Raw genomic sequence first — 21321 nt, 5'->3', positions numbered from 1 at the left:
TCAATATGTCGTAGAAACACGGTTTAGTGCTATCAGGCAAGGGGTTTGTCAGCAATCTCAGAAACAAAGATGTCTCTTATCTATCGCCTATATTCTCCATCAATCTTTCTCCGTTATTTTTATCATTATCATAATGAGAGATTCTCACCGCTATCGAGAAAATAATGCAACCCAAAAAATGAGAGTTCCTGCCGCCGCAAACCACGCGAAGCCCCCCAGACCAACTGAGATATATTTCACAAAGTAGATTCAGGATTAGAAGTTACTCACATAATTTTATTTTAATACCTCCGTTGCGCAAGAGTGGTGCGAATGTTGCTGCATATCCCTCAATTTCAATTGACAACTCATCTATGCACAGGCCGTTAAGGCCGCAACCGATATATACCCTCTGTCCTGACCAAAGAGGGGAGCACGAGGAACGTTTATGATCGAACAATTTTTCAAACCGGACTCCGTCGAGCAGGCGCTAGAACTGAAGCGCCACTACCAGGATGACGCCGTCTGGTTCGCTGGCGGTAGCAAACTCAACGCCACGCCGACGCGCACCGAAAAACGTATCGCTATTTCTCTGCAGGATCTGGAACTGGCATGGGTAGACTGGGACAACGGTAAGCTGCGCATTGGCGCGATGACCTCCTTGCAAACGTTACGCGATACCCCTTTTATCCCCAATGCATTACACGACGCTCTCGGCTTTATCTACTCCCGCCACCTGCGCAATCAATCCACCATCGGCGGTGAAATTGCCGCCCGGCAGGAAGAGTCCGTTTTACTGCCCGTACTGCTGGCGCTGGATGCCTTACTGCTCTTCGGAAACGGCGAAACGCTACCGCTGGAAGATTATCTGGTTAATCCTGGCGATCGTCTGATTACCGAAATAGTGATTCAGGACCCTTACCGAACCTGCGCCACCCGCAAAATCAGCCGCTCACAGGCCGGGTTAACCGTTGTGACCGCCGCCGTGGCGCTTACCGATCACGACGGCATACGCATCGCCCTCGATGGCGTCTGTGCTCAATCGCAGCGCCTGCGCGATGTCGAAAAACAGCATCGGGAAGGAAATTCGCTGGAGCAAGCCGTCAGCGCGGCGATTTTCCCGCAGGAAGACCTTCGCGGCAGTGTTGCCTATAAACGCTATATCACGGGTGTCGTCGTAGCGGATCTGTATGCCGATTGCCTACAAATGGGGGAGGAAATCGCATGATTATTCATTTCACGCTCAACGGTACGGCTCAGGAGATGAAGGTTAATCCCGGCGAAAACGTACAGAAAATGCTGTTTAATCTTGGTCTGCACGCGGTGCGTAACAGCGACGACGGTTTTGGTTTCGCAGGATCCGATGCCATTCTTTTTAATGGTCATATTGTCAACGCATCGTTATTGATCGCCGCCCAACTGGATCAGGCAAAAATTTTCACTGCGGAATCACTGGGTAAGTGGAACGAGCCGAGCCTGGTGCAGCAGGCAATGATCGACGTTGGCGTTGTGCAGTCTGGCTATAACGACCCCGCTGCCGCGCTTATCATCACCGATCTCCTTGATCGGATCCCCACCCCCAGTCGCGAAGAGATCGACGATGCGCTGTCCGGTTTATTCAGCCGTGATGCGGGCTGGCAGCAATATTATCAAGTAGTTGAATTGGCCGTAGCTCGTAAAGCCGACCCAAACGCCTCGTTGGAAATTGCTCCGACATTCCGTGACGATCTCACCGTCATTGGTAAGCTGCATCCTAAAACGGATGCCGCCAAAATGGTGCAGGCGAAACCGTGCTACGTCGAAGATCGCATCTCCGCAGATGCCTGTGCCATCAAAATGCTGCGCAGCCCGCACGCGCATGCGCTGATTAGCCATCTTGATGTCAGCCGCGCGGAAGCCCTGCCGGGCGTTGTCCACGTCATTACCTGGCGAAACTGCCCCGATCTCTACTACACCCCCGGCGGGCAAAGCGCGCCGGAACCCTCGCCGCTCGATAGACGCATGTTTGGTAAAAAACTGCGCCACGTCGGCGACCGGGTGGCTGCCGTCGTCGCGGAAAATGAAGAGATTGCACAGGCCGCGCTCAAGCTCATCGACGTTGAATACGAAGTCCTGAAGCCTGTCATGTCGATTGATGAAGCCATGGCGGAGGATGCACCTATCGTACACGACGAGCCGGTTGTGTACGGCGTAGGCGCGCCGGATACGCTGGAAGGTGATAACCTGCACGCCGCACAGCGCGGCGAGCACATGATCGTGAACTTCCCGATCGGCGCACGCCCGCGTAAAAATATCGCCGCCAGCATCCATGGCCACATCGGCGATATTGAGAAAGGTTTTGCCGATGCCGACGTGATCATTGAACGTACCTACCGTTCGACCCAGGCCCAGCAATGTCCGGCAGAAACCCACATCTGCTTTACCCGTATGGACGGCGATCGGCTGGTGATTCATGCATCAACCCAGGTGCCGTGGCACGTACGTCGCCAGGTGGCACGCCTCGTCGGCATGAAGCAGCACAAGGTTCATGTCATTAAAGAGCGCGTTGGCGGTGGATTCGGTTCAAAACAGGATATTCTGTTAGAAGAGGTTTGCGCCTGGGCGACCTGCGTCACAGGGCGTCCGGTCTATTTCCGCTATACCCGCGAAGAGGAGTTCATTGCTAACACCTCACGCCACGTCGCCAAAGTGACGGTAAAACTGGGGGCGAAAAAAGATGGCCGCCTGACCGCCGTGAAGATGGATTTCTGCGCCAACACCGGGCCGTATGGCAACCACGCTCTGACGGTGCCGTGTAACGGCCCGGCGCTGTCACTGCCGCTGTACCCTTGCGATAACGTCGATTTCCAGGTCACCACCTACTACAGCAATATTTGTCCAACCGGCGCTTATCAGGGCTATGGCGCGCCAAAAGGCAATTTCGCACTGACGATGGCTCTGGCGGAGCTGGCGGAGCAGCTGCAAATCGATCAGCTGGAGATGATTGAACGCAACCGCGTGCACGAAGGGCAGGAGCTAAAAATTCTTGGGGCGATTGGTGAAGGTAAAGCGCCAACCTCAGTACCGTCCGCTGCCAGCTGCGCGCTGGAAGAGATTCTGCGTCAAGGTCGGGAAATGATTCAATGGTCATCGCCCAAACCACATCAAGGTGACTGGCGCATCGGACGCGGCGTGGCGATTATCATGCAAAAGTCAGGGATCCCGGATATCGATCAGGCAAACTGTCTCATCAAGCTGGAATCTGACGGTACCTTTATCGTTCAGTCCGGCGGCGCCGACATCGGTACAGGGCTGGATACCGTCGTCGCCAAGCTGACGGCAGAAGTACTGCACTGCCCGCTGGCCGACGTGCAGGTGATCTCCGGCGACACCGACAGCGCGCTATTCGATAAAGGCGCCTATGCCTCGTCGGGCACCTGCTTCTCCGGCAACGCGGCGCGTAAAGCGGCGGAAAATCTACGTGACAAAATCCTCGTCCACGGCGCGCAAATGCTGAATGAGCCGCTGGAGGATGTGAGTATCGCTGCGCCGGGCGTGGTTCGCGGCAAGCAAGGTGAAGTGAGCTTTGGTGATATTGCCCATCAGGGCGAAACCGGCACAGGTTTCGGCGCGCTTTCCGCCACCGCCTGCTATATCACGCCTGATTTCGCCTTCCCTTACGGCGCCAACTTTGTCGAGCTGGGGATCAATACCCGCACCGGTGAAATTCGCCTCGATAAGTTCTACGCTCTGCTCGACTGCGGCACCCCGATTAACCCGGAGCTGGCGTTGGGGCAAATCTATGGCGCTACGCTGCGCGCCATTGGCCACAGCCTGAGCGAAGAAATTATCTACGATGCTGAAGGCCACCCGCTCACGCGCGACCTGCGCGCCTACGGCGCACCTAAAATCGGCGATATTCCCCGTGATTTCCGCGCGGTACTGGTGCCCAGCGATGATAAAGTCGGGCCTTTTGGCGCTAAGTCCATCTCTGAAATTGGCGTTAACGGCGCCGCACCGGCGATTGCCACCGCCATTCACGACGCCTGCGGCGTCTGGTTACGCGAATGGCACTTTACCCCAGAAAAAATACTGCATGCATTAGGAAACATGTAACGACAGCGGGCCGCTACGGCGGCCCGTTTAGATACCCGAATCTATTCAAATGAAGGTTGCAGAGTGAATTGAGATGTCGCGTTCTCAGGGTTTCCTGTACCTAAAATTCGCGAAATATAATCCCAGAATCAGATGATCAAATTTACTTTAGAAGGAGTGAAGGGATGTCTGATATAACTCGCACCGGTTCCGATCTTATTTATGAGCTGGAAGATCGGCCACCGTTTCATCAAGCTATTATTGGCGCGGTAACCCATTTATTAGCTATTTTCGTCCCGATGGTGACACCCGCATTAATCGTTGGCGCGGCGTTGCAACTTTCCGCAGATACCACCGCTTATCTGGTGTCGATGGCGATGATCGCCTCCGGTATCGGCACCTGGCTACAGGTTAATCGCTACGGTATTGTCGGTTCCGGTTTGTTATCAATCCAGTCGGTTAACTTCTCTTTTGTCACCGTAATGATTGCGCTCGGCAGCAGCATGAAAAATGACGGGTTTCATGAAGAATTGATTATGTCTTCGCTGCTCGGAATCTCCTTTGTCGGCGCCTTTCTGGTCGTCGGCGCATCATTTATTTTACCCTATTTACGTCGGGTGATTACGCCGACCGTCAGCGGTATTGTGGTGCTGATGATTGGCCTGAGCTTAATCAAAGTCGGTATTATTGATTTTGGCGGCGGCTTTGCAGCCAAAAGCAGCGGAACGTTCGGCAGCTACCAGCATATTGGCGTCGGACTATTAGTGCTGATCGTCGTGATTGGCTTCAACTGCTGTCGTAGCCCTCTGTTGCGCATGGGCGGTATCGCCATTGGCTTATTTGTGGGCTACGTTGTTTCATTATGTCTGGGAATGGTGGATTTCAGCACCCTGCAGAATTTGCCACTCATCACCATTCCTACCCCGTTCAAATACGGTTTTCACTTTAGTTTTCACCACTTTCTGGTGGTTGGCACCATTTATTTACTCAGCGTGCTGGAAGCCGTTGGGGATATTACCGCCACCGCGATGGTGTCGAACCGCCCGATTCAGGGAGACGAATACCAGTCGCGCCTGAAAGGCGGCGTGCTGGCCGATGGGCTGGTATCGGTTATTGCGTCCGCCGTGGGGTCGCTGCCGCTCACTACTTTTGCGCAAAATAACGGCGTGATCCAAATGACCGGCGTTGCCTCTCGCTACATTGGGCGCGCCATCGCCGTGATGCTGGTGGTGCTGGGGTTGTTCCCGGTCATCGGCGGTTTCTTTACCACCATTCCTTCGGCGGTGCTCGGCGGCGCGATGACGCTGATGTTCTCCATGATAGCCATCGCCGGGATCCGCATCATCATCACCAACGGCCTTAAGCGTCGCGACACCCTAATCGTCGCCACCTCATTGGGATTAGGGCTTGGCGTCTCCTACGATCCCGAAATTTTCAAAATATTGCCTGCATCAATTTATGTCCTGGTAGAAAACCCTATTTGCGCGGGTGGATTGACCGCCATCATCCTGAATCTCATTCTTCCCGGCGGTTATCGGCCAGAAGAGATTTTACCGGCAGCCTCCTCTGCGAAGGATTCGTTTTAAATCTGAAAGGAATTTGTCATGGCCGAAGAACAGACATTAAAAGCCGTACGCGGTAGCTTTATTGACATTACACGAACCGTTACCCACCCGGAGGAGATCGAGTCGGCGTTACGTTTCGTTGAAGATGGGCTACTGCTGATCGCAAACGGGAAAGTGGAATGGTTTGGGAAATGGGAAGACGGTAAGCATCGCATTCCTAACACCATCCGCATCCGCGACTATCGCGGGAAATTAGTCGTGCCGGGATTTATCGACACCCATATTCACTACCCACAAAGTGAAATGGTCGGCGCCTACGGCGAACAGCTGCTGGAGTGGCTGAACAAGCACACCTTCCCGGCGGAGCGCCGCTATCAGGATCTCGAATATGCCCGCGAAATGTCGACCTTCTTCATCAAACAGCTGCTGCGTAACGGCACCACGACCGCGCTAGTTTTCGGCACGGTACATCCGCAGTCGGTCGATGCGTTATTTGAAGCGGCAAGCCATATCAATATGCGCATGATTGCCGGTAAGGTCATGATGGACCGCAACGCGCCCGATTACCTGCTTGATGACGCGCAAAGCAGCTATCTGCAAAGCAAGGAGTTGATTGAGCGCTGGCATAAAAACGGCCGCCTGCTCTACGCCATTACGCCGCGCTTCGCCCCAACCTCGACGCCGGAACAGCTGGCGATGGCACAGCGCCTGCGCGAAGAGTACCCCGATACCTGGGTGCATACTCATCTCTGTGAAAACAAAGATGAAATTGCATGGGTAAAAGCGCTGTACCCCGAGCACGACGGCTATCTCGATGTTTATCACCAGTATGGTTTAACCGGAAAAAACTGTGTTTTCGCCCACTGCGTCCATCTGGAAGAAAAAGAGTGGGATCGTCTCAGCGAAACGGATTCCAGCATCGCGTTCTGTCCAACCTCCAACCTGTATCTCGGCAGCGGGTTGTTTAATCTCCAAAAATCCTGGCACAAAAAAGTCAAAGTGGGGATGGGCACGGACATTGGCGCCGGAACCACATTCAATATGCTGCAAACGCTGAATGAAGCCTACAAAGTGGTGCAACTACAGGGCTACCGCCTTTCGGCCTATGAAGCGTTTTATCTCGCCACCCTGGGCGGCGCAAAAGCGCTTGGGCTGGAGAATCTGATTGGCAACTTCGCTCAGGGTAAAGAGGCCGACTTTGTCGTGCTGGAGCCTACCGCAACACCGTTGCAGCAGCTGCGCTATGACAACTCCGTCACGCTGGCCGACAAGCTGTTCGTCATGATGACACTGGGCGACGATCGTTCCATCTATCGTACCTATGTCGATGGCAGACTCGTTTATGAGCGCAACTGATTGATTTTAAAATCTATTAAATAGAAACCTTTTACTCTATTCTGAGGGCGTTATTATGTCTGGAGATATACAGCAAGCACCCAGCGCCTCGTCACCGCGCGGCACACTCGATGCGTATTTCAAAATTTCAGCGCGTGGGAGCAGCGTTCGCCAGGAGATTCTGGCCGGGTTAACCACGTTTCTGGCTATGGTGTATTCCGTCATCGTCGTACCAGGTATGCTGGGTAAGGCCGGTTTTCCTCCGGCGGCGGTATTTGTCGCAACCTGCCTGGTTGCTGGGTTCGGGTCACTACTGATGGGTCTATGGGCTAACCTGCCGATGGCGATCGGCTGCGCCATCTCCCTAACCGCGTTTACCGCCTTTAGCCTGGTGCTGGGGCAGCATATTAGCGTGCCCGTCGCCCTCGGCGCCGTATTCCTGATGGGGGTTATCTTTACCGCCATTTCCGTCACCGGGATACGAACGTGGATCCTCCGCAACCTCCCTATCGGCATTGCGCACGGCACGGGTATCGGCATTGGGCTATTTCTGCTGCTGATTGCCGCAAACGGTGTAGGTATGGTCATTAAAAATCCGCTGGAAGGGCTGCCCGTCGCGCTGGGATCCTTTACCTCATTCCCGGTACTGATGAGTCTGCTTGGCCTGGCGGTGATTTTTGGCCTCGAAAAATGCAAGGTTCCTGGCGGGATCCTGTTGGTTATCATCATCATCTCGATCATTGGTCTTATTTTCGATCCCGACGTACAGTATCACGGCCTGGTGGCGATGCCGAGTTTGAGCGATGCCGATGGTAAGTCACTGATTTTCAGCCTTGATATTATGGGAGCGCTGAAGCCAACGGTACTGCCCAGCGTACTGGCGCTGGTGATGACGGCGGTGTTCGACGCCACGGGGACCATCCGCGCCGTCGCCGGTCAGGCTAATCTGCTGGACAAAGACAATCAGATTATTAATGGCGGTAAAGCGCTAACCAGCGACTCAATCAGTTCGGTCTTCTCCGGTCTGGTGGGTGCCGCGCCTGCTGCGGTGTATATCGAATCCGCCGCCGGTACGGCCGCTGGCGGCAAAACCGGGTTAACGGCCGCCGTTGTCGGCTGCCTGTTCCTGGCCATTTTATTTTTATCGCCACTCTCCTATCTGATCCCAGGCTATGCCACCGCACCAGCGCTGATGTACGTCGGACTGTTGATGCTCAGTAACGTCTCAAAGCTTGATTTTAATGACTTTATTGATGCGATGTCCGGATTGGTTTGTGCGGTATTTATCGTGCTGACCGGTAATATCGTCACCGGCATTATGCTCGGCTTTGTGACGCTGGTCGTTGGGCGCGTGGTCGCGCGTGAATGGCAAAAACTGAATATCGGTACAGTGATAATCACTCTTGCGCTGGTTACATTTTATGCTGGCGGATGGGCAATCTGACAAAAAAACCACTCCGCGTATCGCTGCGCGGAGTGGAATAATCAGTAAAAAAGGCGAGCGATTTTAACGCTTATCTTCCGCCAGCAGCGGCGGAATGCTCGGCACCATTGGCGCGTCGTCGATATCCTTTTGCGTCATGCGGAACGCTTCCGGATAATGCTCGCGACTGGTGCGGCGTAGCGGCTCGGTATCGCGCCAGGCGTACAGACAGTGCTGGCACTGGTATACGGTCCAGACACCTTTCACCGGCGATTTCGCCATCACTTCAATATGCTCATCGGCGCAACGTGGACAAATCATCTTTTCCTCCTTACTTACGGTTAGCCAGCATAGCGGTCAGTTTTTCAGCCCAGGCCTTGGTTTCCGGCAGGTCTTGTACGGGCTGGCTATAGTGACCGCGGTTGTCCGGCGCAACTGGGGTGGTGGCGTCGATAATCAGTTTGTCGGTGATGCCCGCCGGGCTTGAGCCCGGATCCAGTTCCAGTACCGACATATTCGGCAACTGTACCAGGTCACCCGCCGGGTTAACTTTTGACGATAGCGCCCACATCACCTGCGGCAGGTTGAACGGGTCGACGTCTTCATCAACCATAATCACCATTTTCACGTAGCCCAGACCGTGCGGCGTGGTCATCGCACGCAGCCCCACCGCCCGGGCAAAACCGCCGTAGCGTTTTTTCGTGGAGATAATCGCCAGCAGACCGTGGGTGTACATGGCGTTTACCGCCTGCACTTCCGGGAACTCCGCCTTCAGCTGCTGGTAGAGTGGCACACAGGTCGCCGGGCCCATCAGGTAGTCAATTTCGGTCCACGGCATGCCGAGGTACAGCGATTCAAAAATCGGTTTGGTGCGATACGAAACTTTATCGATGCGCACCACGGTCATGTTACGACCGCCGGAGTAGTGGCCGGTGAACTCACCGAACGGTCCTTCAATTTCACGCTTGCGGCCTTCAATCACCCCTTCGAGGATCACTTCAGAGCCCCACGGCACGTCGAAACCGGTCAGCGGCGCGGTGGCAATCGGATACGGGCTTTCGCGCAGCGCGCCGGCCATTTCATATTCTGACTGGTCGTACTTCAGCGGCGTAGCGCCCATCAGGGTAATAATCGGGTCGTTGCCCAGGGTAATCGCAATCGGCAGATCTTCGCCACGCTCTTCCGCTTTATGCAGGTGTAGCGCGATGTCGTGCATCGGGACCGGCTGCAGGCCCAGCTTACGCTTACCCTTCACTTCCATACGGTAAATGCCGACATTCTGCTTACCGAAGTTATCTGGATCCAGCGGGTCGCGCGAGACGACGCACGCTTTATCGAGGTAAAAACCGCCGTCGCCGTCGTTCAGGCGGAACAGAGGCAGAATATCGAACAGGTTAATGTCTTCGCCGTCGACGGTGTTTTCCGCCCACGCCGGGTTAGCGCGGCGCTCTGGCGCAATCGGGAATTTATCCCAGCGGCGAATAAACTCATCAATCTGTTTTTTCACCGGCGTGTTGATTGGCAGCCCCATAGAGATAGCGTGGTTCTGCCAGGAGCCGATGGTATTCATCACAACGCGAGCATCGGTAAAGCCGCGAATGTTATCAAACCACAGCGCGGGCGCACCGTCGCCAATGCGGCCTGTTGCATTGGCCGCGGCGGCCAGATCGGGCTCGGCATTGACCTCTTCACTGATTTTCAGTAGTTGTCCCTGGTCTTCCAGCGCCTGCAAGAACCCACGTAAATCATCAAAAGCCATTATGCATTCTCCTGTGAATATTGGTTCGCCGCCGGTAAACCCTGCCAGCGACGGGCCTTGTCATGTTTGAGGCCAAACTGATCGAGCACGCGGGTCACCACGTGCTGCACGATGTCGTCCACCGTTTCCGGATGGTTATAAAACGCGGGCATGGGCGGCACCATGGCCACCCCCATGCGCGAGAGCGCCAGCATGTTTTCCAGATGGATAGTGCTGAGCGGCATTTCGCGGGGTACCAACACCAGCTTGCGCCCCTCTTTCAGCACCACGTCAGCGGCACGCCCCACCAAACCATCCGCATAACCAGCGCGAATACCGGCCAGCGTCTTCATACTGCACGGGATAACAATCATGCCGTCGGTCTGAAAAGAGCCGGAAGAGATGGTCGCAGCCTGATCGGCCGGACTGTGGCTGAAGTCGGCCATGGCGGCAACATCGCGTGCGCTCCACGGAGTTTCCAGTTCGATGGTGGTTTTGGCCCATTTCGACATCACCAGGTGCGTTTCCACCTCCGGCATGCCTTGCAGCGCTTGCAGCAGCGCAACCCCCAACGGCGCGCCGGTTGCTCCCGTCATGCCAATAATCAGTCTCATCTCTCACCTCACTTTCGTTCGTATACGAACAATGTGGTTAAGCTACTCCTGTTGGACGAGTCTGGCAAGGTTGTTCAGCGAAGCTCGCATTTTTTGTTCAATGAGTCGGGAGCGGCTATCATAAGCGCAGATACCTTGCCGGAGAGCGATCATGGAGATCAAAAACGAAGCGTTTCACCTGCTCCGCCATCTTTTTCAGCAGCATACATCACGCTGGCAGCACGAGTTGCCGGAACTCACCAAGCCGCAGTATGCGGTCATGCGCTCCATCGCCGAATGCCCGGGCATTGAACAAGTGGCGTTGACCAGCGTGGCGGTCAGCACCAAGGCGACGCTCGCTGAAATGCTGAGCCGAATGGAAGCCCGTGGGTGGGTCAAACGCGAGCATGACCCCGATGATAAGCGTCGGCGCTTTGTTTTTTTAACGCCGGACGGGGAAGCGCTACTGGCGGCGAGCCAGCCGGTGGGAAACCGCGTGGATGATGAATTTTTACAGCGTTTGACGCCGCAGGAACGAGAGCAGTTTACGCATTTAATTCGTAAGATGATGGAATAACGCGGAAAAAAAGCAAAGAAAAAGGCCAGTCTGATGACTGACCTCTTTGAAAAAAACAGGCTTATTCGCGGAACAGCGCTTCGATATTCAGCCCCTGCGTCTGCAGAATTTCACGCAGACGACGCAGACCTTCAACCTGAATCTGACGCACGCGTTCGCGGGTCAGGCCAATCTCGCGGCCGACATCTTCCAGCGTAGCTGCTTCATACCCCAACAGGCCAAAACGACGCGCCAGCACTTCTCGTTGTTTGGCGTTCAGTTCGAACAGCCATTTTACGATGCTTTGCTTCATGTCATCGTCTTGCGTGGTGTCTTCCGGACCGTTTTCATTTTCATCGGCCAGGATATCCAGCAGCGCTTTCTCAGAATCTCCGCCCAGCGGCGTATCAACTGAAGTGATGCGTTCATTGAGACGCAGCATACGGCTTACGTCATCAACCGGCTTATCCAGCTGTTCAGCTATCTCTTCCGCGCTCGGTTCATGGTCCAGCTTATGGGACAGTTCACGCGCGGTACGCAGATAGACGTTTAGCTCTTTAACGATATGGATAGGCAGACGAATGGTACGGGTTTGGTTCATGATCGCCCGTTCAATAGTCTGACGAATCCACCAGGTGGCATAGGTTGAAAAACGGAACCCACGCTCCGGGTCGAACTTCTCTACGGCACGAATCAGCCCCAGGTTGCCCTCTTCAATCAGATCCAGCAGCGCCAGACCACGATTGCCGTAACGGCGGGCAATTTTTACCACCAGACGAAGGTTGCTTTCAATCATCCGACGGCGTGAGGCAACGTCGCCACGCAGGGCACGACGTGCAAAATAAACTTCTTCTTCAGCGGTCAATAACGGAGAATAGCCGATCTCGCCTAAGTAAAGCTGAGTCGCATCGAGTACACGTTGAGTGGCACCTTGCGATAAGAGCTCTTCTTCCGCGAGTTCGTTGTCACTGGGTTCCTCTTCATTTAAGGCCTTCTCATCGAAAACCTCTACTCCATTCTCATCAAATTCCGCGTCTTCATTTAAATCATGAACTTTCAGCGTATTCTGACTCATTTTAAGGTGGCTCCTACCCGTGATCCCCAGGCAATGCACCTTATCATGTCACTTTTCAGGCGACCTCTGCGGTCGCCGACGTCGCCTGAAAGCGTTCATGTGAAGTACTTTGCCGACTTATCGCTGCGGTAAATACTGCAGCGGGTTGACGGATTTCCCCTTGTAACGAATTTCAAAATGCAAACGTGTTGAACTGGTTCCGGTGCTACCCATGGTAGCGATTTTCTGCCCCGCCTTGACGTCCTGTTGTTCCCGGACCAGCATTGTATCGTTATGAGCGTAGGCACTCAGGTAATCATCGTTGTGTTTGATGATAATAAGATTACCGTAACCGCGCAGTGCGTTACCGGCATAGACGACGCGCCCATCGGCGGTTGCGACGATTGCCTGTCCTTTACTGCCCGCAATATCGATACCTTTGTTGCCACCGTCGGTGCCGCTAAAGTTCTCGATGACCTTGCCGTCAGTTGGCCAGCGCCACGAAGAGATTGGCGAACTGGTTGAAGTACTGCTGGCATTCGGTACGGTCGTGCTCGCAGTGGGTGCCGTTACAGGCGCTGTGACGGTCGTCGCAGGCTTGTTGTTAGGCAACATTTTGTTAGCACTTTGTTCACCTGAATCCTCAGAATACGTAATTGTCGGAGTCGACGCAACAACCGCGGTTGAATTTTGTGCAGGTTTTGAGACTAATCCGGAATTTCCGCTGCTGGCCTGTGCGCTGGCCATGGCGACCGAGTTATTGCCGGTAATCGGCTGGCCTGAAGCATTCCCCACCTGCAGAACCTGGCCGACGTTCAGGGCGTACGGCGCCGCAACGTTGTTACGCTGCGCCAGGTCACGGAAATCATTCCCGGTAACCCATGCAATGTAGAACAGCGTATCACCGTGCTTCACGGTATAGGTGCTGCCGCCGGTATAGCTGCCTTTAGGAATGTCGCCATATTTACGGTTATAGACGATATGGCCGTTCTGCATCTGTACCGGCTGCTCGGCAACGGGCTGCGCGACTTGCGGCTGCGCCTGCACCGGCTGGGTCTGAACCGGCTGTACCGGTTGAATCTGAGGCGTTGATTGCGCCGTGCTGCCCATTTTGGGCGGCGGCGTAATCAGCATGCCGGAGTTCGTGCTGCTGGAGCCTCCGCTGTTCACAGAGCTGACTGGCGCTGGTGCATTATTCGAAGAAGTACAACCGGCCAACCAAAGTGAAACCAGTGATAATGCCACAACACGATTGACGGTAAATTTAGGGCTTCCCGCGCTCATTTATCCCCCAGGAATAGGTTAACTGCCAGTGACTTAATACCGTGCAACGCAGGCTATGAACACTGGAAACGTGTTCACCATACGCTGAATTGCGCTGAATACCCTCAGAAAAATCCGGGACTCAGGCCAGCTCCCCTTTTACCAGGGGAACGAAGCGAACGGCCTCAACGGTATCAATAATAAATTCGTCTCCCCGCCGATGAACGCGCTTGAGATACTGGCGATCGTCGCCCACGGGTAAAACAAGAATACCGCCTTCGTCCAGCTGCGACATGAGCGCAACCGGAATCTCGAGCGGTGCCGCCGTAACGATGATGGCGTCAAACGGGGCGCGTGCCTGCCACCCCTGCCAGCCATCGCCGTGGCGGGTCGATACATTATGTAAATCAAGCTGCTTCAGGCGACGCCGGGCGTGCCATTGCAGGCTTTTTATCCGCTCAACGGAGCAGACATGATGCACCATATGCGCCAGAATCGCCGTCTGATAACCCGACCCGGTGCCAATCTCCAGCACCCGGGACTCCGGCGTCAGCTCCAGCAGCTCGGTCATCCGTGCCACCATATAGGGCTGTGAAATCGTCTGGCCCTGGCCTATCGGCAACGCGACGTTTTCCCACGCGCTATGTTCAAATGCTTCATCAATAAATTTATCGCGCGGAACCTGCGCCATCGCATCGAGCACGCGCTCATCGCGGATGCCCAGCTGACGAAGCTGATTGAGCAGACTCTGGATACGTTTACTGACTACCATTGCGCATCGACCCTCGCCTGCTCCAACCAGCCGGTGACCACCTCATGCGCGCTGTGCGCGGTGAGATCCACATGCAGCGGCGTCACCGACACGTAGCCCGCGTCCACGGCGGCAAAATCGGTATCCGGCCCGGCGTCACATTTGTCGCCCGGCGGCCCAATCCAGTAGAGAGTATTACCGCGCGGATCCTGCTGTGGAATCACTTTATCCGCCGGATGGCGGCTGCCGCAGCGGGTCACGCGAATGCCTTTGATTTGCTCAAGCGGTAGGTCGGGCACGTTGACGTTGAGGATACGCCCGGTGCGTAGCGGTTCGCGGGCGAGCGCGCGCAGCAGCGAGCAGGTCACCGCCGCGGCGGTCTCATAGTGCTGATGACCGTTTAGCGACACCGCCAGCGCGGGAAAGCCTAAATGGCGGCCCTCCATGGCGGCGGCAACCGTGCCAGAGTAGATCACGTCATCGCCCAGATTGGGGCCGGCATTAATGCCTGAAACCACGATATCCGGGCGCGGACGCATCAGCGCATTGACGCCCAGATAGACGCAGTCAGTCGGCGTGCCCATCTGTACGGCAATGTCGCCGTTATCGAAAGTGAAGGTACGAAGCGAGGATTCCAGCGTCAACGAGTTCGACGCACCGCTGCGGTTACGATCGGGTGCAACTACCTGAACCTCGGCAAATTCCCGTAAGGCTCTGGCCAGCGTCTGAATGCCTGGCGCATGGATCCCGTCATCGTTACTCAGCAATATTCGCATAATCACCTGTTGTATTGATAAGTTCCCTTACCACGCTGGTCGCGAAACTGCCCGCTGGCAGCCAGAAGCGCAGTTCGACGGTGACGTCGTCCCACCAGTTCCAGCTTAGCTGCTGCGGATAGAGCAGCATGGCGCGGCGCGCGGCTTCGACTTTTTCACGCTGCAACAGCGACTGCAGCGCCATCTCTTCAGCCAGCACGGTCTGTTCAAATTCCAGGGCGGTACGCTGTGTTCCCCAGTCGCCGCTCCCAGGCAGCGCTGCGGTAATCATTAATTCACGCGCGTCGACGCGAGCCTGCAATACGGCCAGCTCTTCATCGGTGGCAACAAACCAGCTGCCGCGTCCCGCTAATTGTAGCGCATCGCCGTCAACAACTTGATTAAAGTCCGGTTTTTTTAGGCGTTCACTCACTATCTGATTAAACAACGCGCTGCGGGCCGCCGACAACCAAAAACTGCGCTTATTCCGATCCCGCACCGGCGCGCCGCTTTCTGCCCAGCGCAACGCGCCCAGCAGGTTGCTGCCGCCAATGCCAAAACGCTGAGCGCCGAAATAGTTCGGCACGCCGCGTTCGGCAATCGCCTGTAATCGCGTCTCAACGTCATCACGGCCGCTCACCTCACGCAGCACCAGCGTAAACTGGTTGCCTTTTAGCGCGCCTAAACGCAGCTTACGCTTATGACGCGCGTATTCCAGCACCTGACAGCCTTCCAGCTGAAACTGGCTTAAATCCGGCATCGTGTTGCCCGGCACGCGCGCGCACAGCCACTGTTCGGTGACCGCATGCTTATCTTTCTGTCCGGCAAAACTCACTTCACGAGCGTGAATTTTAAGGAATTTCGCCAGCGCGTCGGCGACAAAGCGGGTATTGCAACCGTTTTTCAGGATGCGCACCAGAATGTGCTCGCCTTCGCCGTCCGGCTCAAAACCTAAATCTTCCACCACCAGAAAATCTTCCGGACTGGCCTTTAATTGCCCCGTCCCCTGCGGCTTGCCGTGCAGGTAGGTCAGTGCATCAAACTGAATCATGACGTAGCCTTTTGTAGCAGTGCGACCGCTTCACAGGCAATGCCTTCACCGCGCCCGGTAAAGCCGAGCTTCTCGGTGGTGGTCGCTTTTACGTTAACGTCGTCCATATGGCAGCCGAGGTCTTCGGCAATAAACACGCGCATTTGCGGGATGTGCGGCAGCATTTTCGGCGCCTGTGCAATGATGGTGACATCAACATTGCCTAGCGTGTAGCCTTTGGCCTGGACGCGTTTCCACGCTTCTCGCAGCAACGCGCGGCTGTCCGCGCCTTTAAAGGCCGGGTCGGTATCCGGGAACAGTTTACCGATATCGCCCAGCGCCGCCGCGCCCAGCAGGGCGTCGGTCAACGCGTGCAGCGCAACGTCGCCATCGGAGTGCGCCAGCAGCCCTTTTTCGTACGGGATGCGCACGCCGCCAATGATAATCGGGCCTTCGCCGCCAAAGGCGTGTACGTCAAAACCGTGTCCAATTCGCATTATGCATTCTCCGGGTTACCCGAGCGGGTGAGGTAAAATTCAGCGAGCGCCAGGTCTTCCGGGCGGGTCACCTTAATATTATCAGCACGTCCGGCAATCAACTCGGGATGAAAGCCGCAATATTCTAATGCCGACGCTTCGTCGGTAATCGACGCGCCTTCGTTCAGCGCGCGGGTTAAGCAATCCAGTAACAGTTCGCGAGGGAAAAACTGCGGCGTCAGCGCATGCCACAGATCGTTACGATCGACGGTGTGCGCAATCGCGGCTTTCCCCGGCTCGGCGCGCTTCATGGTATCGCGCACCGGCGCGGCCAGAATACCGCCAACCCGGCTGGTTTCGCTTAAGCTGAGCAGGCGCGCCAGATCGTCCTGATGCAGACACGGACGGGCCGCATCGTGTACCAGCACCCATTGCGCATCATCAATCGCGCGCAGGCCCGCCAGCACGGAATCCGCGCGCTCGGCGCCGCCTTCAACGACGGTAATCTGGGGATGTTGCGCAAGAGGCAGCTGCGCGAAGCGTTCGTCTCCGGCAGAGACGGCGATAATCACCCGCTGGACGCGGGCGTGAGCCAGCAGCGCATCCACCGAGTGTTCAAGAATCGTTTTGTTACCGATTGAGAGATATTGTTTTGGGCAGTCCGTTTGCATGCGGCGGCCAAATCCGGCTGCCGGCACCACGGCGCATACGCCCGGAAAAGTCACGGCCATGTCGTCATCCTGGGACTGGTTATCGATTAGTTTGCGTTTGCCCCGCGCTCTGCGTACGTTTAGACGCATCCGGAACCAGACGATAGAACGTTTCGCCCGGACGGGTCATGCTGAGTTCATTACGTGCACGTTCCTCAATCGCTTCCTGGCCGCCATTAAGGTCATCAATTTCGGCGAAAAGCTGATCGTTGCGCGCTTTTAATTTTGCGTTGGTTGTTTGTTGTACGGATACATCATCACGGACTCGGCTGAAGTCATGCAGACCGTTCTTTCCGAACCACAGCGAATATTGTAACCAGACCAGCAAAGCCAGTAATAGCAGCGTTAATTTACCCATCCTGCCCCCTGAAAAACGGCTCTATCATCCCATAACTTGCCGTCATACTCCACTCCGGCCGCAGGCGATACCGCATATCGCCGGAAATTTACCACATTTCCCCTGCGTATTGGCGCGCAATCGCTGCCGCCGACGCCTCAGGCAAAAGGATTAACTCATAATCCACATGAATAGCAAACCACACAGCAGGGCGACGGTCAGCAGCGTTGCAACAATGGTGTAACCCAGCTTGCCTTTCACCAGCGAGTGAAACGCAACGCCCACCACTACCGCCACGGGCATCAGGGCAAGGAAAAAAGGCCAGGTGTAGAGGAAGAAGAACAGCGTGTTATTGCCGTAATGCAGATAGGGGATACCCAGCGCCATCAACCATGCCACAAAGCCGACAAAAGCCCCTGACAAAGACCAGGTGGTTTCATCATAAGCAGGGGCTAGTGACTCGGGTTGGGCCACGTTGATGTTCTGAGTGTTACGCATAAATCATCCTGTTAGGTCGGAGCAGGCAAACTCCGACACGTTTTCAGGATCTGATAATATCGCTCTGCCTCAGTAGATCTAATAATTGCGCAACCAAATTTGTTACTAATTGTTCACCATCCAGGTGGATCGCAGGCTGCTCGGGCGATTCATACAATGAATCAATTCCGGTGAAATTACGCAGCTCTCCGGCGCGCGCTTTCTTATAAAGTCCTTTCGGATCGCGAGCCTCGCAGGTTGCCAACGGTGTATCGACGAATACCTCAAAGAAACGATCGTCCCCCACGCGTTCACGCACCATCTGCCGTTCAGCGCGGTGAGGAGAGATAAATGCGGTCAATACTACCAGCCCGGCATCCACCATCAGCTTCGCCACTTCACCGACGCGGCGAATATTTTCTTTACGGTCAGCATCGCTAAAACCGAGATCGTTGCACAGCCCGTGGCGCACATTATCGCCATCAAGCAAATAGGTGCTTACACCAAGCTCATGCAGCGCCTCTTCCAGCGCCCCGGCCACCGTGGATTTACCCGAGCCCGAGAGCCCGGTAAACCACAGCACAACCCCACGATGCCCGTGGAGTTGTTCACGCTGCTGCGCGGTGACGGGATGGGCATGCCAGACGACGTTTTCGTCATGTGCCGCCATTACTTGCCTCCCAGCAGATCGCGCGCGCCCCAATGCGGGAAGTGTTTGCGCACCAACGCATTCAGCTCAAGTTCAAAAGCGCTGAACTCTGAACTCACCACCGCATCCTCGGTATTCGGTTCACGCACCATGCCCGCACCGACGGTCACGTTGCTTAAGCGGTCAATAAAGATCAGGCCGCCGGTGACCGGGTTTTCCTGATATTTATCGAGCACCAGCGGCTCATCAAAAGTCAGATCCACCAGGCCGATACCGTTCAGCGGCAGCGCGTCCACTTCGCGCTGGGTGAGGTTATTGATATCAACCTGATACTGAATGCCATCGACGCGGGCGCGGGTTTTCTTACCGGCGACTTTAATATCATAGCTTTGCCCTGCCGCCAGCGGCTGCTCGGCCATCCACACCACGTCAACGGCAGCGCGTTGCACCGTCGGCAGCGCGTCCTGTGCGTCAAGCAGCAGGTCGCCACGGCTGATGTCGATTTCATCTTTCAGTACCAGCGTGATGGCTTCGCCTGCCGCCGCTTCCTGCAGATCGCCGTCGAAGGTCACGATGCGCGCCACGGTAGACTCTACGCCTGACGGCAGCACCTTAATGCGCTGGCCGACCTTCACGGTGCCGGAAGCCAGCGTGCCGGAGAAACCACGGAAATCGAGGTTCGGGCGGTTCACGTACTGAACCGGGAAACGCATCGGTTGGGTATCCACCGTACGACGAATTTCCACCGTCTCCAGCACTTCCAGCAGCGTCGGGCCGCTGTACCACGGCAGCTTGTCGCTGTTGCTGGCAACGTTATCGCCTTCCAGCGCGGACAGCGGTACGAAGCGAATATCGAGATTGCCCGGCAGCTGCTCGGCAAAGGTCAGATACTCTTCGCGAATGCGGTTAAAGGTCTCTTCGCTGTAGCCGACGAGATCCATTTTATTGACAGCCACCACCAGATGTTTGATGCCCAGCAGTGTGGAAATAAAGCTGTGACGACGGGTCTGATCCAGCACACCTTTACGCGCGTCGATCAGCAAAATCGCCAGGTCGCAGGTCGACGCGCCGGTGGCCATGTTACGGGTGTACTGCTCGTGCCCCGGGGTGTCGGCGATAATAAATTTACGCTTCTCAGTGGAGAAATAGCGGTACGCCACGTCGATGGTGATGCCCTGCTCGCGCTCGGCCTGCAGGCCATCCACCAGTAACGCCAGATCGAGCTTCTCGCCCTGGGTGCCGTGACGCTTGCTGTCATTGTGCAGCGACGACAGCTGGTCCTCGTAAATCTGACGAGTATCGTGCAGCAGGCGGCCAATCAGCGTACTTTTGCCGTCATCCACGCTGCCGCAGGTCAGAAAACGCAGCAGGCTTTTGTGCTGCTGAGCGTGCAGATACGCTTCAACGCCGCCTTCATCGGCAATTTGTTGTGCAATAGTGGTGTTCATGGCGGCTCCTTAGAAATAACCCTGACGTTTTTTAAGCTCCATGGAGCCGGCCTGGTCGCGGTCAATCACGCGGCCCTGGCGTTCACTGGTGGTCGAGACCAGCATCTCTTCGATAATTTCCGGCAGCGTTTGCGCGTCGGACTCTACCGCGCCGGTCAGCGGCCAGCATCCCAGGGTACGGAAACGCACCATGCGTTTTTTGATCACTTCACCCGGCTGTAAATCAATGCGATCGTCATCGATCATCATCAGCATGCCGTCACGTTCCAGCACCGGGCGCTCAGCGGCCAGGTACAGCGGAACAATTTCGATGTTTTCCAGATAGATATACTGCCAGATATCCAGCTCGGTCCAGTTAGAGAGCGGGAAGACGCGGATGCTTTCACCTTTGTTGATCTGGCCATTGTAGTTATGCCACAGCTCCGGACGCTGGTTTTTCGGATCCCAGCGGTGGAAGCGGTCGCGGAAGGAGTAAATACGCTCTTTGGCGCGAGATTTCTCTTCATCGCGGCGCGCGCCGCCGAAGGCGGCATCAAAACCGTATTTGTTCAGCGCCTGCTTCAGCCCTTCAGTTTTCATAATGTCGGTGTGCTTGGCGCTACCGTGGACAAACGGGTTGATCCCCATCGCCACCCCTTCCGGGTTTTTATGCACCAGCAGTTCACAGCCGTAGGCTTTCGCAGTACGGTCGCGGAACTCGTACATTTCGCGGAACTTCCAGCCGGTATCGACGTGCAACAGAGGGAACGGCAACGTGCCCGGATAAAACGCCTTGCGCGCCAGATGCAGCATTACGCTGGAATCTTTGCCGATGGAGTACATCATCACCGGATTAGAGAATTCGGCGGCCACCTCACGGATGATATGGATGCTTTCCGCCTCCAGTTGCCGCAGGTGAGTAAGTCGTTTTTGGTCCATAACCGTTCCTTAAGCCTGATTCATTGCGTATCTGTTGTGTTTGAGGGCCGATCTTGTCGTTGGCGCTTATTGGGTTGTTGCTGCGGGGTCGTGCTACAACTCGCTAACAATCAGCAATAGAGGGACTATAGGGGTAGGTTTAGACCAAATGAAATTACGAAAAGGAATGAGTAGTTACTCAAAGGAATAA

Annotated in this window: 22 protein-coding genes; 7 read left to right on the top strand and 15 right to left on the bottom strand. The window is 55.5% G+C overall.

The features are described 5' to 3' along the window. The first annotated feature begins 427 nt into the window (after positions 1-427). The 5 genes from ygfM to M989_RS05500 all read left to right on the top strand — a co-directional run bounded on the left by ygfM (position 428) and on the right by M989_RS05500 (position 8397). On the top strand, positions 428-1207 hold the full coding sequence (ygfM, locus tag M989_RS05520) for a molybdopterin-dependent oxidoreductase FAD-binding subunit (protein WP_064543144.1): 780 nt from the start codon (positions 428-430) through the stop codon (positions 1205-1207). Further along, on the top strand, positions 1204-4074 hold the full coding sequence (locus tag M989_RS05515; protein WP_064543142.1) for a molybdopterin-dependent oxidoreductase Mo/Fe-S-binding subunit: 2871 nt from the start codon (positions 1204-1206) through the stop codon (positions 4072-4074). The genes ygfM and M989_RS05515 overlap by 4 nt, the downstream gene beginning before the upstream one ends. A 164-nt stretch (positions 4075-4238) precedes the next feature. Continuing rightward, a complete protein-coding gene (locus tag M989_RS25455; RefSeq protein WP_064543140.1) occupies positions 4239-5639 on the top strand; it encodes a nucleobase:cation symporter-2 family protein in 1401 nt (466 codons plus the stop codon). Positions 5640-5657: 18 nt separating this feature from the next. Next, positions 5658-6974: a guanine deaminase gene (gene guaD, locus M989_RS25450; RefSeq protein WP_064543138.1), complete on the top strand. Its 1317-nt coding sequence runs from the start codon at positions 5658-5660 to the stop codon at positions 6972-6974. A 55-nt stretch (positions 6975-7029) separates the two neighbouring features. Then, entirely contained in the window at positions 7030-8397 is a 1368-nt protein-coding gene (locus M989_RS05500; protein WP_064543136.1) for an NCS2 family permease, read from the top strand. A 63-nt stretch (positions 8398-8460) separates the two neighbouring features. Here the strand turns inward: M989_RS05500 and M989_RS05495 are convergent, their stop codons facing one another. The 3 genes from M989_RS05495 to M989_RS05485 are packed head-to-tail and all read right to left on the bottom strand — an operon-like array spanning position 8461 to position 10728. Further along, positions 8461-8697 carry a non-oxidative hydroxyarylic acid decarboxylases subunit D gene (locus M989_RS05495; protein ID WP_064543134.1) on the bottom strand — a complete coding sequence of 79 codons (237 nt, stop codon included), beginning with the start codon at positions 8695-8697 and terminating at the stop codon, positions 8461-8463. A 10-nt stretch (positions 8698-8707) separates the two neighbouring features. Then, entirely contained in the window at positions 8708-10135 is a 1428-nt protein-coding gene (locus M989_RS05490; protein ID WP_064543132.1) for a non-oxidative hydroxyarylic acid decarboxylases subunit C, read from the bottom strand. Further along, positions 10135-10728: a non-oxidative hydroxyarylic acid decarboxylases subunit B gene (locus M989_RS05485; protein WP_064543129.1), complete on the bottom strand. Its 594-nt coding sequence runs from the start codon at positions 10726-10728 to the stop codon at positions 10135-10137. The genes M989_RS05490 and M989_RS05485 overlap by 1 nt, the downstream gene beginning before the upstream one ends. 151 nt (positions 10729-10879) lie before the next feature. Here M989_RS05485 and M989_RS05480 point away from each other — a divergent pair, with 151 nt between their 5' ends. Further along, positions 10880-11284, top strand: coding sequence for a MarR family winged helix-turn-helix transcriptional regulator (locus tag M989_RS05480; protein ID WP_064543127.1), 405 nt, complete (start codon positions 10880-10882; stop codon positions 11282-11284). 61 nt (positions 11285-11345) lie between these two features. On the opposite strand, the gene rpoS is transcribed toward M989_RS05480, so the two are convergent. After that, positions 11346-12338, bottom strand: a complete 993-nt coding sequence (rpoS, locus tag M989_RS05475) for an RNA polymerase sigma factor RpoS (protein WP_064543125.1) — start codon at positions 12336-12338, stop codon at positions 11346-11348. A 117-nt stretch (positions 12339-12455) separates the two neighbouring features. After that, positions 12456-13550, bottom strand: a complete 1095-nt coding sequence (gene nlpD, locus M989_RS05470; protein WP_425337829.1) for a murein hydrolase activator NlpD — start codon at positions 13548-13550, stop codon at positions 12456-12458. Between nlpD and M989_RS26475 the strand changes: the two genes are divergently transcribed. Then, complete coding sequence (locus M989_RS26475; protein ID WP_425337828.1) at positions 13492-13623, top strand: peptidase; 132 nt, start codon at positions 13492-13494, stop codon at positions 13621-13623. The genes nlpD and M989_RS26475 overlap by 59 nt on opposite strands. Before the next feature lie 99 nt (positions 13624-13722). Here the strand turns inward: M989_RS26475 and M989_RS05465 are convergent, their stop codons facing one another. From M989_RS05465 to cysD, 10 genes are all read right to left on the bottom strand, one after another. Then, the gene (locus M989_RS05465; protein ID WP_064543122.1) at positions 13723-14352 is read right to left on the bottom strand and encodes a protein-L-isoaspartate(D-aspartate) O-methyltransferase; all 630 of its coding nucleotides are present in this window, start codon (positions 14350-14352) and stop codon (positions 13723-13725) included. Next, positions 14346-15107, bottom strand: a complete 762-nt coding sequence (gene surE, locus M989_RS05460) for a 5'/3'-nucleotidase SurE (protein ID WP_064543120.1) — start codon at positions 15105-15107, stop codon at positions 14346-14348. Before surE ends, M989_RS05465 begins: the two co-directional genes overlap by 7 nt. Then, on the bottom strand, positions 15088-16137 hold the full coding sequence (gene truD, locus M989_RS05455; RefSeq protein ID WP_064543118.1) for a tRNA pseudouridine(13) synthase TruD: 1050 nt from the start codon (positions 16135-16137) through the stop codon (positions 15088-15090). The genes surE and truD overlap by 20 nt, the downstream gene beginning before the upstream one ends. Further along, entirely contained in the window at positions 16134-16613 is a 480-nt protein-coding gene (ispF, locus tag M989_RS05450) for a 2-C-methyl-D-erythritol 2,4-cyclodiphosphate synthase (RefSeq protein ID WP_064543116.1), read from the bottom strand. Before ispF ends, truD begins: the two co-directional genes overlap by 4 nt. Then, complete coding sequence (gene ispD, locus M989_RS05445) at positions 16613-17323, bottom strand: 2-C-methyl-D-erythritol 4-phosphate cytidylyltransferase (protein WP_064543114.1); 711 nt, start codon at positions 17321-17323, stop codon at positions 16613-16615. Before ispD ends, ispF begins: the two co-directional genes overlap by 1 nt. Positions 17324-17342: 19 nt before the next feature. Further along, a complete protein-coding gene (gene ftsB / locus M989_RS05440; RefSeq protein WP_064543112.1) occupies positions 17343-17660 on the bottom strand; it encodes a cell division protein FtsB in 318 nt (105 codons plus the stop codon). Between the two features lie 150 nt (positions 17661-17810). Then, positions 17811-18137 carry a DUF3561 family protein gene (locus tag M989_RS05435; protein WP_064543109.1) on the bottom strand — a complete coding sequence of 109 codons (327 nt, stop codon included), beginning with the start codon at positions 18135-18137 and terminating at the stop codon, positions 17811-17813. A gap of 43 nt (positions 18138-18180) precedes the next feature. Next, positions 18181-18786 (bottom strand): adenylyl-sulfate kinase, encoded by a 606-nt coding sequence (cysC, locus tag M989_RS05430; protein WP_064543107.1) that lies wholly within the window; start codon positions 18784-18786, stop codon positions 18181-18183. Next, positions 18786-20213: a sulfate adenylyltransferase subunit CysN gene (gene cysN / locus M989_RS05425; protein ID WP_064543105.1), complete on the bottom strand. Its 1428-nt coding sequence runs from the start codon at positions 20211-20213 to the stop codon at positions 18786-18788. The genes cysC and cysN overlap by 1 nt, the downstream gene beginning before the upstream one ends. A 9-nt stretch (positions 20214-20222) precedes the next feature. Next, the gene (gene cysD / locus M989_RS05420; RefSeq protein ID WP_064543103.1) at positions 20223-21131 is read right to left on the bottom strand and encodes a sulfate adenylyltransferase subunit CysD; all 909 of its coding nucleotides are present in this window, start codon (positions 21129-21131) and stop codon (positions 20223-20225) included. Positions 21132-21321: the final 190 nt, after the last annotated feature.

It is taken from the genome of Kluyvera georgiana ATCC 51603 (assembly GCF_001654985.1).
Classification (GTDB): domain Bacteria; phylum Pseudomonadota; class Gammaproteobacteria; order Enterobacterales; family Enterobacteriaceae; genus Kluyvera; species Kluyvera georgiana.
The sequence above is the reverse complement of the archived record's forward strand: the minus strand, read 5'-3'. Positions and strand labels throughout refer to the sequence as shown.